Below are 12662 nucleotides of genomic sequence, written 5' to 3'. Positions count from 1 at the left end.
AGACAACGAGCGCGTCAACCGCGGGACGCGCCACGTGACCTCCACCCTCATGTCACTCCACCAGCACCGGATGGGATCCGTCATGTTCCGCGCCCGCATCGCCACGACCGCCGCCGCCGCCGCCCTCGCCGCCGCCCTCCTCGTCCCCGTCGCCTCCACCGCGGCCGGAACGGTCCTCGCCGACGGCGCCACCGGCACCACCACGGGACAGACCAGCGGCACGAGCACCACCACGGACGGCCCCAAGGACGACATGGGCTGGCAGTAACCCGCCGCTCGCCACCGATCCGTCGCGCACCGCCCCGGCCTCTCGGCACCTCACGGAGACCACGTGGACATCAGACAGCTGACGACCTTCCATCGGGTGGCGACCCGCCTGAGCTTCACCCGGGCCGCCTCCGAGCTGAAGTACGCGCAGTCCAGCGTGACCGCGCAGATCAAAGGGCTGGAGAGCTCACTCGGCGTCGAGCTCTTCGAACGCCTCCGGGGAGGGATCCGCCTCACCCCCGCCGGGGAACGCCTTCTTCCCTACGCGGAACGGATCATGACCCTGGCCGACGAGGCCCGGGGCGCCACCGCCGGCTTCTCCGACCCCGCCGGACTCCTGACGATCGGCACCATGGAGAGCCTCACCTCCTACCGCATGCCGCCGGTCCTCGAACTCTTCCACCACCGCTTCCCACGCCTCCACCTGGTGCTGCGCCCCAGCCTCGGCGTCGAGACCTGCCACGCGCTGCGCCAGGGCGTCTTCGACCTGGCCTTCCTGATGGAGGCCGAGACCGAGCACGCCGGCGTGCAGTCCGTGGTCCTCGGAGCGGAGCCGCTGGTGGCGGTCGCCGCCCCCGGCCACCACCTGGCCCACGCCCGGCACGTGACGACCGACGACCTGCGCACGGTGCCCGTCCTCGCCCCCGAGGCCGGCTGCGCCTACCGCGACCTCTTCGAGGCCGAGCTCGCCGACGGCACCGGCGAACCCGCCCCGTTCCTGGAGTTCGGCAACATCGAGTCCGTCAAGCGGGGCGTCGCCGCCGGCCTCGGCGTGGGGCTGCTCCCGCTCATGACCGTCACGGAGGCCGTCGACGCCGGCACCCTGGCCGTCCTCGACTGGGAACCGCCGTTCGAGGTGTTCACCCAGATCGCCTGGCGCAGGGGCAAGCGGCTGACCCGGGAGATGCGGCTCTTCGTCGACCAGGCGGTCGGCTGCATGGCCGAGTTCTACCGGACCCCCGTCGCGGCCTGACGGAGGCTCAGAGATGGATCCGTCGACCCGCCTCCGGGGCGGCCCGGTGCCGGATGGTCCACAGGCTGCGCCGCACGTAGGTGCGCTGGAGCCAGCGGTCGAACCCGTCGTAGCGCGGCGTGAACGCCGAACGGGCGTGCACCCCCTTGCGGTTGTTGATCAGCAGCGCCTGACCGGGCTCCAGACGCACCGGCTGGGCGACGGACCGGCAGGTCTCGCGCAGCCGCTCCAGGGCCGCGCCGGCCCGGCTCGTCATGGCGTGCACGCCGTTGGCCGACACGGCGATCTCCGGGTAAGCGCGGCTGCCGCTGATGATCGGCACCGGATCGGAGAGGACCTCCGCGCCGCCCGCGTGCTGCCGGGTGTAGCTGCCGGGCGCGTTCAGCCGGAACAGCGGGCTGCGCAGCGTCGACAGCACGTCGTCGGCGAGCGCCGCGGAGATGTCACGGGCGTCCGCGTAGGAGGTGACGGCCCGCCGCTCGTGGTCGTCGCGCAGGCAGACCAGGACGAGGAAGTCCGGGTTGGCCAGGTCGTAGCGGCCCACCGGGTCGTGGACGATGTCGTTGTGGAAGTTCAGGGACGCCTCGGAGCCCTGGTTGGTCTGGGTCCGCTCGCCACCGGGCACGGGCACCACGTCGTGGATGATCCGCCCCTCCTTCTCGGAGAGCATCCCGACCGGTTCGCCGAGCAGCGAACTGAGCCCGAGGAGCACGCCCTCCGCCACGTACCCCGGCTTGTCCGGGCACGGACGCCCGTCCCGCGGCGTCGGCGGCAGCACCGGGTCGACGGGCAGGTTGCCGATCAGGGCCACCCCCGGGGTGTCGGGATGGCGCCCGAAGTCCAGGATCCGCTGGAGCACGTCCAGCGGCAGGCCGGCGAAGACCTGGTGGCAGCGGGTGGACACGCGGTCGACGTCGCCCCCCGGGTCGGCCAGCCCGGCCAGCTCACGCCCCAACCGGTCCCGGTCGGTGTCGGACAGGCCGAGGACGGCGAGCGCCGAGCCGCTGCCCGGCCGCACCCCCCGGATGTCGGCGACGGTCATGGTCATCTGACTCACACTCCCGTGAGACGAAGGGCTCGCGGCGCGCCCGCACCCGCGGGGCGGAGGCGCCGCGGCGCACCGCCGGATTCGTCGAGTTCGTCGTGCAGCCTGCGGGCGAGGACCAGCGCCTCGTCCCCGTCGGCCGCGAGATGGGTGGAGCCCGCCGACCCGCGCAGCACGGTCACGGGCACGCCCGCCGGGACACCGGGCCGCAGCCCGTGCCGGCGGTGGAAGTCGTCCAGGTCGACATAGCCGCCGACCACCGCGACCAGCGGCCCGTCCGGCAGCCGCACCGCCTCGACGTGCGCCGCGTGCAGTGCCGCGAACGCCAGGTCGGCGGAGTGCTCGGAGGCGTAGCGCAGGCACGTCGACCGGCGGTCGAGGACGACGGACGCCACCGGGGCACCGGTGGCCCCGACGGTCGTGCCGGCGGCGTACGGGGGCCGGTTGTCCCGGAGGACCAGCTCGATCCGGTGCCGGCGGGCCAGCTCCACCGCACGCCGGTGGATCACCTTCGCCCCGTACCGGGACATCAGCGCCGCCGCGTCGTACGAGATCCTCGGCACCAGCCGCGCGCCCGGCACCAGGTGCGGATCCCCGGTGTACACGCCGTCGACGTCCGAGTGGATCTCGCAGCGGTCCGCGCCCGTCGCCACCGCTGCCGCCACCGCCGACAGGTCCGAGCTGTTCTTCCCCAGCCAGGTCGGCCGGCCGTGACCGTCGACGGCCTGGCCGCCCGGTACGACCACCACATGGTGACGGGCCGCCGCCTCCCGCAGCGGCAACGGGTCGATCCGCGCCAGCCGGGCCCGCAGGAACACCTCGTCGGAGACCAGCCCCGTCCGGTGCCCCGTGAGCACACCGACGCCGAGCCCGCGACGGTGCACGGCCGCCGCGAGAAGCCGGGCACCCACGGTGTCGGCGAGCGTGATCAGGCCGGCGGCGTTCTCGTCGCACGGCCGCGGATCGATCCGGTGCAGCCGCTCCCGCAGCCCCTCCGTCTCGCCCGGCCCCGCGCTCACCACGACCACCAGCGGCCGGCCGTCCCGGGCGATCCGCCGCTCCAGACCCGCCGCCACGCCGTCGTACGCCTCGGGGGAGGGGAAGCTCGACCCGCCGAACTTCAGGACCGCGGGCCCCGTCACAGCGTGCCCCTGGCCACGAGCTCCTCCGCGATCTGCACCGCGTTCAGGGCCGCCCCGATCCGCAGGTTGTCGGCGACCAGCCACAGCCAGAAGCCCCGCGGGTCCGTCGGCGACACACGGATCCGCCCCACGTGCACCCGGTGCGGGTCGTCGAGCGTCGCAGGCGTCGGGAACGCGCCGCCCCCGCCGTCGTGCACGGTGACCTCCGGCAGCCCGGACAGCAGCGCCACGAGCTCCCCCCGGTCCACCTCGGCGGCGCACTCCACCCACACCGCCTCCGAGTGGCCGTTGATCACCGGCACCCGGACGCAGGTCGCGGTCACGTCGAGGTCCGGCAGCCCGAGGATCTTGCGCGACTCGTGCAGCAGCTTCTCCTCCTCGCGGGTGAAGCCGCCGTCCAGGACGCGGTCGATCCGGGGCACCACGTTGAAGGCCAGCGACGGCACGAACTCCTTGGACAGCGGCTCCGCGCCGGGGTCCTGCAGCGCGAGGGCCGTCGCCTCCTGGAGCTCCTCCACCCCGGAGTGGCCCAGCCCGGACGCCGCCTGATAGGTGCTGACGACCACCCGGCGCACCCCCCAGCGGCGCTCCACGTCCCGCAGCACGCGCACCAGGGGGATCGTCGAGCAGTTGGGGTTGGCGACGATCCCGCTCGCCGGACGCGCGTCCAGCGCACCGGCGTTGACCTGCGGCACCACCAGCGGTGTCGACGGATCCATCCGGAACGCGACGGTGTTGTCGACGACCAGGGCGCCCGCGGCCACCGCCACCGGGACCCAGCGCTCGCTGACGGCCGTCCCCGCGGAGAAGAAGGCGAGGTCCACCGAGCCGAAGTCGAACTCCGCCACGTCGTGCACGGTGTAGTACCGGCCCTGGACGCAGATCTCGCGCCCGGCCGACCGGGGCGAGGCCAGCAGGTGCAGCTCCCGGTAGCGCAGGCCGCGCTCCTCGACCAGGTCGATCAGGGTGCCGCCGACCGCGCCGGTCGCCCCCACGACGGCGATGCGGGGGGCGGCGGGGTCGCTGACGAGTGTCATGGGGTGTGTCTCCGATCTGAGGGTGCCGCCGGGTGCCGTGGGGTACGGGCCCGCGGCGCGGCTCGGGCAGGGTGGTTCAGTGCAGGGGTACGGGATGGTGCAGGCCGCCGCGGGTCCACAACGCGTTGAGACCGCGCGGCACGTCGAGTCCGGAGCCGGGGCCGAGGGCACGCTCGTACACGTCGGCGTACGTGCCGACCGCGTCGAGCACCCGCGCCGCCCACTCGGTGTCCAGCCCGATGGCCGGCCCGTGCCGGCCCGCGGCCCGCGCGGCCCCGGTCAGGGCCCGGTCCCGCGCGTCCGGCCCGGCCTCGGCCACCTCGTGCTCGGCGGCCAGGAGCAGATGCAGCACCCACCGGCACAGCCGCAGCCAGTGGGGGTCGTCGTCCCGCACGGCGGCCGCCATCGGCTCGCGCGAGATGACCGTGTCGAGGATCCGGTGCCGCTCCGGGGCGGCGAGCCGGGACCGCTGCCCCGCCAGCGCCACCCGGTCCAGCACCAGGGCGGCGCACCGGCCCTCCGCGTAGGCGGCGAGCGCGCCGGCCACCGAGTCCGACACCACGGTCCGCACCGCGGTGCCGCGGTGCCCGAACCAGGCGGCCAGGTTCGCCGCGCTCGTCGTGCCCGCCTGCACGGCGACCGGCCGGCCGGCGAGGTCCGACGCGTCCGCGAAGCCGTCGTCGGCGCGGACCAGGAACCCCTCCCCGTCGTAGCAGGTCACCCCGGCGAACAGCACCGGGAACTCCGCCTCACGGCCCATGGTCCAGGTGACGTTGGCGACGGTGAGCTCCGCCGCGCCCGCCAGCAACGGCCGGAACCGCGCGTCGGGATCGGCGGGCAGCCACTCCACCGCCTCCGGATCCCCGAGCGCGGCCGCCGCGACGGCCCGCGCCACGTCCGTGTCCAGACCGCTCCAGCGGCCCTCCGGCGTGCGGTACGAGAGCCCCGGCACGTCCCGGCTCACCACGGCGCCGACGGCGCCGCGGGCCCGGACGGCGGCGAGCGTCGGCGGGGTCACGCGGACACCCCCTCGGCCGGCCGGCGACCCAGCAGGTCCTCCGCGTCGCAGCGCCGCTCGTGGTAGCTCAGCATGCCCAACAGCCCCCAGGGGCCGACGGGTTCACGCGACGGGACCGCGTCCCCGGCGACCGGCACACCCGCCGGGTCCGCCCAGCGCAGCACCCCGTACGGATCGACCCGGGCCCGGGCCCGGTTGGCGTTGTCCGGATGAAGGCAGTACGGGACGTCCAGCAGTCCGGCCGCGAACGCGCGCACCAGTGCCTCCCCGACGTCGTCGGCGAGCTCCAGCACGCGGTCGACGAGCAGCGCCGCCTCCTCGTACACGCCCGTGACGCGCGCCGGCCCGTCGGCGGCGGCGCGGCCGGCCTCGTCGGCGGCGACGGCCGCGGCGAACTCCAGCGCGTCGACGTTCTCCGCCACCGTCGGAATCCGGTGCGCCTCCGCGGGCGTCTTCACGACCAGCCGGTCCGCGCCGCCCCGCACGGCGAGCCGGGCGCTCTCCTCGACCAGCCGGAAGGCGCCGACCGGCGTCCGCGGGAACACGCCCATGAACGTGTACAGGACCAGGTGCCAGTCCGTGCCGGTGAGCCGCTCACCGGCCAGCCGCCGCAGTGCGGCCAGCGCCTCCAGATCCTGCCCGGGGTGCGTCTGCTGGGCATAGCTCACCGAGACGCTGGGCACCCCGTGCGCACGGAAGAACAGGGCCTCCAGGACGGTCACGGCGACCAGCACCGACGGCGGGCACAGCTGCCCGAGCATGCTCCCGCCGAAGCTCTCCAGGTGCATCGGCTCGTCCTGGGCGGCGATCAGCTCGCAGCAGCGCGCCCAGGCGCGCACCGAGTCCCGCAGCGGCACCCTGCCGTAGGGGAGGCAGTACGAGACCGGGCCGCCCTCGGTGGCGTCGACGCCGGCCGCGGCCATGGTCCGCAGGAGCCGCAGCGGCAGGGCGCAACCGTGCCGCACCTGGAGGGGGAAGTCCTCGGCCACGATCCCGGCGAGCATCGCGCGGGTCGCCTCGGGGCCGTGGACCACCAGGGGAAAGCCGTTCAGTTCGGCGCCCGACCGCAGCGCGCGCAGCGCCCCGCGGTGGTCGTCGACCCGGGTGAAGCTGTCGAGCGTGACGGTGCCCGCCGTGACGGCCCGGGGAGCGGGGCCGACGGCCACGTCCCGCACCGCCGCCAGTCCCGCGCGCATCCGTTCCGGGGTCGCGAAGCCCATCCGCGGCTGCACCACGAGCCGGCCGGCCTCGCGCGAGCGGCGGACATGGCGCGAGAACCGGCCCATGGGGGGCGTCACCGTGCCGTTCATGCCGCCGACTCCACGGGGGCCCGCCGCCGGGGCCGCAACTCGCCCAGGAAGTCGGCGAACTCGTCGAGCGCGTCGTCGGAGTCGAACACGGCGTCGTAGCCGGCCTCGGCCAGCGCGTCGCCGTGCCCCTCGCGGCCGGCCTCGCCCGCGACGCCGAGCTTGCCGCCGATGACCACGCGCAGTGCGGCGAGTTCGGGGTGGGCGCGCAGGACGCGGATGAGCCGCAGACCGTCCAGCCGGCCGTGCCCGTTGACCGTGCTGATCACCAGCACGTCCGGGCGCGTGGCCAGGCAGGCGTCGACGATCTCCTGATCCGGCGTGCAGGGCCCCAGGTTGACCACCTCGTGGCCGTACTCCTCCAGCATCAGCTGCAGGAAGACCAGGTTCCACGTGTGCGCGTCGGAGGAGACGGTGGAGACGACGAACGTCCCCGGGCGGCGGTTGGTCTTCGGCATGGAACACCCCGTGTGGGAAGGCGCGATGGGCGTGGTCCGATCCTCACGGCAGCCGGCGCCGCACTCAACGCGTCGGGGATGGGGATGCTCGATCACGGCGATCGAAATCTTCGATGACCGAGGCCCCCGCAAGGCCGCTTCCTCGGCCCGCGGGCAGCCGCGCCCCCCCGGCAGGAGGACCTGACACGACCCCGGCCGGAGACGACTCCGGCCGGCCGGGACCGCCGCCTGTCCGGCGCGCGTCCTCGGCCGGCCGGGTCACGGCGGCTGCCTCCCCGCGAGGGGGATCCGGGGCTCAGGTCATGTTGAAGTACGGCAGAGGACCTGCCGGCTGGCCCGCCGTCACGCGGCGGATCACCGCGATCGCCAGGATCGACGACAGGATGCCGAGACCGTGGTCCACCGGGGTGTGGTAGTCGGTCTGATGGAGCACGAGCAGGTGGACCGCGACCGACACCGGGCCGTCGCAGAGCCAGGCGAACCACCAGGCGTTGATCAGCGCGACGTCCCGCGGCGGTCCGCCGGCCCGGCGGATGTCGAGGGTGATCCGGCGGGGCAGCCACCACATGGCGAGCGGGATGATCCAGGCGCCGAGCGCGAAGCCCGGGGCGTACGTGTGGGTGCCCGGGGCGAGCACCTCGGCGTTGCAGCGGCAGCGGTGGAACCAGAAGAGGAACGTGATCCAGCAGGCCATCTGGAGCACACCGAGGAGGGCGTTGGCCTCCGTGACCGCGGGGGAGTCGGCGCCGCCGGTGGCGATGACGAAGACGTCGGCCAGGGCCGACGTGGCGATCAGGCACTGGGCGACCAGCGCCGGTCCTGCGGGGTCGCGGAACCGGTAGCGCGGTCCGCGTACGGCCGATGGACCCACGGGCACGTCGTACCGATCCACGGATGCTCCCCCCGGAGTGGACCCCGTCGTCCGAGCGTCGACGGTGATCATCGCCATGGCAGTGATCACCGTCATGGTAGTGACGCGTCGTACCGGTGTCCAAGGTCCCTACGGCGTGCGGTGGTCACGAGCCCCGGGACGCGACGGCAGCGGTCCCGCCGCCCTACCGCCCCGGACCGCGGGACAGCCGGTCGACCGGTACCGGCCGCTCAGCGGTGGCGGAACCAGCGGGCCGCCTCCAGCAGCCGCCCCTCGGGACCGAACAGCGCCTGGTGCTCCCAGCCTTGGAGCGTGGCCGGATCGGCCGGATCGGCGCTGCCCGCGACCGCCGTCCACGCCGGTTCCCAGTAGACGACGCCCAGACCACGTCCGTCCGGGACGGCCTCGACGACACTCATCACGTCCCGCAGATGCGCCGCCTGCCCGGCCGGGGTCGCCGGATAGCCGGCCACCGGTTCGGCGGGAACGGCGACCGGGTGCCCCAGGAAGCGGCCGTCGCCCGGGGCGTGCGGGTAGCCCGTCTCCACGACGAGCACCGGCCGGCCGTACCGCGCGGCGACGTCGTCGAGGTTCGCCTGCAGGCCGGCGAGCCCGCACTGCCAGTAGCCGTAGTAGGAGAGGGCGACGACGTCGAACGGCACCCGGTGCGCGACGGCCCGGTCGAACCAGCGGCGGGTCGCCGCGTTGTCGGTGCCGCACGCGAGGTGCAGCGCCACCCGGGTGCCCGGGGACGCCGCCTCGACCGCGCGCGCCCCGGCGGTCAGCAGTCCCGCGAGCCCGTCCCAGTGCGAGGTGCTCCCGTCCTCCCACAGCAGTCCCGCGTCGATCTCGTTCCCGAGCTGGACGATGCCGGGCGGGGTGCCCTGCGCCGCGAGGGCGCTCAGCACCTCGTACGTGTGGGCGTGCACCCCCTCGAGGAGCCCGCGGTACGAACGCGCCGACCAGGCGGCCGGCTTGACCTGGTTGCGCGGATCGGCCCAGGTGTCCGAGTAGTGGAAGTCCAGCAGGATCCCCAGGCCCAGGGCCGCGGCCCGCCGCGCCATGGCGAGGACGCGCGCCGTGCCGTCGTAGCCGTCGGCCGGGTGCACCCAGACCTTCAGCCGGACCAGGTTCATCCCGGCGGCCGCGAGCACGGCCAGCGCGTCGCCGCGGGTGCCGTCGGCGTACCGGTGGACCGCCCCGCGCTCCTCGTTCCGCGGCAGGCTCGACAGATCGCCGCCCTTCACCGCAAGCCCGGTCGTGCCCGGCGTCAGCGTGACGTCGGACAGGTGCGCCCACTGGCCCGCCTCGGCGTCCGAGCCGAGGGCGACGGTGCACCGGCCGCCGGTCACCTCGGCGGAGACGACCACGCGGATCCACTCGCCCGCCGGTGTCGGCGGCAGGTCCGTGCGCTGCTCGGCCCCGGCGTGGTCGCGCAGCACGAGGTGGACGGCCCGCTGCCCGCCGCCGGAGCGGGCCCAGGCGGTCAGTGTGTACGGCCCGTCGGGCAGCCCCGACAGCTGCCGACCCGTCTCCACCCGGTACGCGGAGGGCGCCCAGTGCGCCAGCCGAAGTCCGTCGCCCCCGTCGCGCCCACCCCGCTCGACGAGGGAGGCGCCGCAATCTCCGGCCACGGACCAGCCGGACCGGTCCGCCGGGGCCGCCGCACCGGGGGAGCCGGAGGGCGACAGGGCGAGCGGAAGGGCGCCGGACGCGGGAAGCGGCGTGGACGGGGCGCCGGCGTGCGTGACCCTCCACGGCTGGGCGGTGACCATGGCCCCACGGTAGGGCCGGGCCCCTCACCCGGCCCGCCCCGCCGCACCGACACGCGGGGCTGCCGCGGACCGGGACCCACGGCCCGCCGGGCGCTTCACGCGACGGGCCGTGGGTCCCGAGGAGGGCTCAGCGCTTCAGCGTGAAGGTGAAGTCGCTGGAGAGCCGTCCGCCCAGCCGGACCGCCGCGACGAGATTCCCCTCCGTGACCATCCTCTCGACCTCGGCCCGGGGGAGACCGAAACCCTCGGCGATCAGTCGCACCGGTCGGACGGGTATCGGCGCCGCGAAGCGGACCGAGACGTCGACCACCTCGCGGTCCGGGTGATCCGAGCCGCCGGTGTCGAGGCGCCAGGCGCCGTCCCAGTCGAGGGCGACGCGATTGCGGCGCCGTACGACCGGATCCTGAAGCAACTCGGCCGTCAGACCGAGGTCGTTGTCATGCAGCCGGTCCAGCAGCCCAGGCCGTACGGCGCGCACGTTCGTCCGCTCCAGGACCGTGAGCTTCGCGGTGTCCCCGCAGGCCGTGCAGAGCACGAGGAGCCAGACGTCGATGAGCTTGTGGTGGGCGTTGACGCGAAACCTGCCGCTCGCCCGGAAGCGATCGGACGCGCACGCGTGGCAACGTCGGCGGACGAGGGGCAGGCAGGTGGGAGCGACCACCCAGTTCTCGAGCACAGAGACACACCGGTTCCAGTGAGAAGTCCGCAGCAGAAAGGAGCGCGGCGCACAGGCGCGACGCGCGACACATCAGCACTCGGGAGGTCTCACAGGGTGTACAACGGGACGTCCTTGCCTGGGCGACTGGGTTCGCCGGCACGGTAATGGCACGCGACGGCGCCCTTCCACCGGTTTTCACCGGCGTCGACGCCAGGGCGCGGCGGTTCGCCCGGCCGAGGGTGCCGGAGCCCGGCGGGACGCCCCTCAGTCCCCGGTGCCGGCCGGGCGGGCCCGTGCGGCGAACGGGTAGTGGTGGAACGGACCTTCCTCGAGGGGGAGTTCGGGGTTCCATGCCTTCAGGGCCTGCGCGGACGGCCGGAACAGCGGCTGCGGCAGCCGGTCGAGCGGTGTCCACTCCCAGCGCTCGATCTTGTCCGGCTCGGCCACGGACGGGGTGCCGGTGAACGTCCGTACCACCGCCACCGCGGTCATCCGGGTCAGCGCCTTCGAGGTGAGGGAGTCCAGCAGGAGGGCGACGACCTCCACGTCGGCCGGATCCGCCACGAGCGTGGTCTCCTCGGTCAGCTCGCGCGCCGCCGCCTCCTCGATGGACTCGCCGGGGTCGACCTTCCCGCCGGGCAGCTCCCACGTCCCCGACGGGTGCAGACCGAGGAGCACCCGCCCGGCCTCGTCGGTCACGACCACGCCCGCGCCGAAGGAGGCCTGCGCCGTCGGCGGCTGGACGTTGCGGTGGGGCACGGTCGGCTGCTCGGCCGGCGTCATGGCGTCTCCTCGTGCGATGCGATGCGATGCGGTGCGGACGGGTGGGTCCCGGTGCGCACCATGATGCGGGCGGCGTGAGCGGCGCGAGGTGGAGTCCGCCCGGCGGTCACCCCACCGGGCCGCCCGCACTGCCTTGCGGCGCAAGACAGTGCCTCACTATCGTGCACCGCATGACAAAGGAGCTGCCGACCGCCGCCGACCAACGGCGGAGCCAGCTCCTGCGCGGCGTGCTCGACCTCTGCCTGCTCTCCCTGATCGCCGAACGTCCGCGGTACGGCTACGAGTTCGTGGAGGCCCTCGACGAGAGCGGCCTGGAGCTGGTGAGCGAGGGCAGCATCTATCCGCTGCTGGCACGGATGGAGCGGGCCGGGCTCGTCGCCTCGTACCGCGCCCCGTCCTCCAGCGGCGGGGCGCCGCGCAAGTACTACCGGCTCACGGAGGAGGGCCGGACCGCACTGGACCGGGGGCGTTCCGTGTGGCGGGAGTTCACCGTCGCGACGGGCCGGATCCTGGCCGACACCGACGCACCGACGGGGGAACGACACCATGACGAACGAGCGGATACTCGCCGTCTGCCGTAGCAACTGGGAGTACCGGGGGATCGACGACGCCGCCGTCCGCGAGATGCTGGCGGAGCTGGCCGCCCACCTCGAGGACGCCGCGGCGGCCGGCCGCGCCCCGCGGGACGTCGTCGGCGACGACGTGCCGGCCTTCGCCGCCTCCTGGGCGAGGGCCCACCGCCCCCTGTACCGGCGCGCGCTGCGGATGGCGGCGCTGGTCCCGCTGGTCGCCGGCCTCCTGCTGCTGCTCGTCCACCTGCGCCGGTGGTCCCCGGCGGTGGACGTCACCCCCGGCCCGCTGGCCTTCTGGGTGGCCCTCGCGGCGGCGACGGTGCTGCTGGAACTGCGTCGCGGATCGCTCGGTCTCGGCCGGACGTGGGTGGTCGGCCTCGTCGTCGGCCTGCCCGCCGCGGTGCTGACCGAGCGGGTGGTGGGGGAGGGGACGCTGTTCAGCGTGCCGCTGTGGCTGACGGTCCTGGTGATGCTGCCGGGGCTCGTGTACGCCGTGGCCGAGCACCGCGCCGCGAAGAACCGCCCGGCGGCGGAGTCCCCCGCGGGGTAGAGGGGGCCCTGCCGCCCCTCCCGCCGGCCTCCCGGCCTGATCGACAAGACGCCCCCTCCGGGCATTCCGGGCGGGTGCGGAAATGGCGGCGGCGCATTCCGCCCCCGCCGTCGGTCCGTTTTGTGCTACAGTCGATATCTGTTGCAGTTGTGGTTCCCATATGACTTCAAGTGCCTGGGCGGTGGCGACACCGCCGGGCATTTTTG

At 74.6% G+C, this 12662-nt stretch carries 14 protein-coding genes; 4 read left to right on the top strand and 10 right to left on the bottom strand.

The window, feature by feature from the left end; translation table 11 throughout:
* The first annotated feature begins 34 nt into the window (after positions 1 to 34).
* Positions 35 to 268 carry a hypothetical protein gene (locus tag EAO71_RS26105; RefSeq protein WP_147980269.1) on the top strand — a complete coding sequence of 78 codons (234 nt, stop codon included), beginning with the start codon at positions 35 to 37 and terminating at the stop codon, positions 266 to 268.
* Between the two features lie 63 nt (positions 269 to 331).
* A complete protein-coding gene (locus EAO71_RS26100) occupies positions 332 to 1240 on the top strand; it encodes a LysR family transcriptional regulator (protein WP_147980268.1) in 909 nt (302 codons plus the stop codon).
* A gap of 7 nt (positions 1241 to 1247) precedes the next feature.
* Here the strand turns inward: EAO71_RS26100 and EAO71_RS26095 are convergent, their stop codons facing one another.
* From EAO71_RS26095 to EAO71_RS26050, 10 genes are all read right to left on the bottom strand, one after another.
* Entirely contained in the window at positions 1248 to 2288 is a 1041-nt protein-coding gene (locus EAO71_RS26095) for a Fe(II)-2OG oxygenase family protein (RefSeq protein ID WP_222723584.1), read from the bottom strand.
* A 5-nt stretch (positions 2289 to 2293) separates the two neighbouring features.
* Positions 2294 to 3427, bottom strand: coding sequence for an amino acid kinase family protein (locus EAO71_RS26090; RefSeq protein ID WP_147980267.1), 1134 nt, complete (start codon positions 3425 to 3427; stop codon positions 2294 to 2296).
* Positions 3424 to 4464 carry an aspartate-semialdehyde dehydrogenase gene (locus tag EAO71_RS26085; RefSeq protein WP_147980266.1) on the bottom strand — a complete coding sequence of 347 codons (1041 nt, stop codon included), beginning with the start codon at positions 4462 to 4464 and terminating at the stop codon, positions 3424 to 3426. The genes EAO71_RS26090 and EAO71_RS26085 overlap by 4 nt, the downstream gene beginning before the upstream one ends.
* Before the next feature lie 76 nt (positions 4465 to 4540).
* The gene (locus EAO71_RS26080) at positions 4541 to 5482 is read right to left on the bottom strand and encodes a transporter substrate-binding domain-containing protein (protein WP_261992362.1); all 942 of its coding nucleotides are present in this window, start codon (positions 5480 to 5482) and stop codon (positions 4541 to 4543) included.
* Positions 5479 to 6792, bottom strand: a complete 1314-nt coding sequence (locus tag EAO71_RS26075; RefSeq protein WP_147980265.1) for a methylaspartate mutase — start codon at positions 6790 to 6792, stop codon at positions 5479 to 5481. The genes EAO71_RS26080 and EAO71_RS26075 overlap by 4 nt, the downstream gene beginning before the upstream one ends.
* Complete coding sequence (locus EAO71_RS26070) at positions 6789 to 7247, bottom strand: cobalamin B12-binding domain-containing protein (protein WP_147980264.1); 459 nt, start codon at positions 7245 to 7247, stop codon at positions 6789 to 6791. The genes EAO71_RS26075 and EAO71_RS26070 overlap by 4 nt, the downstream gene beginning before the upstream one ends.
* A 295-nt stretch (positions 7248 to 7542) precedes the next feature.
* The gene (locus EAO71_RS26065) at positions 7543 to 8139 is read right to left on the bottom strand and encodes a DUF4328 domain-containing protein (protein WP_187282830.1); all 597 of its coding nucleotides are present in this window, start codon (positions 8137 to 8139) and stop codon (positions 7543 to 7545) included.
* Positions 8140 to 8348: 209 nt separating this feature from the next.
* A complete protein-coding gene (locus tag EAO71_RS26060; protein ID WP_147980262.1) occupies positions 8349 to 9893 on the bottom strand; it encodes a glycoside hydrolase family 53 protein in 1545 nt (514 codons plus the stop codon).
* A 127-nt stretch (positions 9894 to 10020) separates the two neighbouring features.
* Positions 10021 to 10569: a DUF1062 domain-containing protein gene (locus tag EAO71_RS26055; protein ID WP_147980261.1), complete on the bottom strand. Its 549-nt coding sequence runs from the start codon at positions 10567 to 10569 to the stop codon at positions 10021 to 10023.
* Between the two features lie 246 nt (positions 10570 to 10815).
* Positions 10816 to 11334 (bottom strand): nucleotide triphosphate diphosphatase NUDT15, encoded by a 519-nt coding sequence (locus tag EAO71_RS26050; protein ID WP_147980260.1) that lies wholly within the window; start codon positions 11332 to 11334, stop codon positions 10816 to 10818.
* Positions 11335 to 11504: 170 nt separating this feature from the next.
* Here EAO71_RS26050 and EAO71_RS26045 point away from each other — a divergent pair, with 170 nt between their 5' ends.
* Together EAO71_RS26045 and EAO71_RS26040 are read left to right on the top strand one after the other, a co-directional pair.
* A complete protein-coding gene (locus EAO71_RS26045) occupies positions 11505 to 11915 on the top strand; it encodes a PadR family transcriptional regulator (RefSeq protein WP_147980259.1) in 411 nt (136 codons plus the stop codon).
* Positions 11881 to 12456, top strand: a complete 576-nt coding sequence (locus EAO71_RS26040; RefSeq protein ID WP_147980258.1) for a hypothetical protein — start codon at positions 11881 to 11883, stop codon at positions 12454 to 12456. The genes EAO71_RS26045 and EAO71_RS26040 overlap by 35 nt, the downstream gene beginning before the upstream one ends.
* The last annotated feature ends 206 nt before the right edge of the window (positions 12457 to 12662 follow it).

Origin of the sequence: Streptomyces sp. MS191, from assembly GCF_008042125.1 — a bacterium.
Classification (GTDB): Bacteria; Actinomycetota; Actinomycetes; order Streptomycetales; family Streptomycetaceae; genus Streptomyces.
The sequence above is the reverse complement of the archived record's forward strand: the minus strand, read 5'-3'. Positions and strand labels throughout refer to the sequence as shown.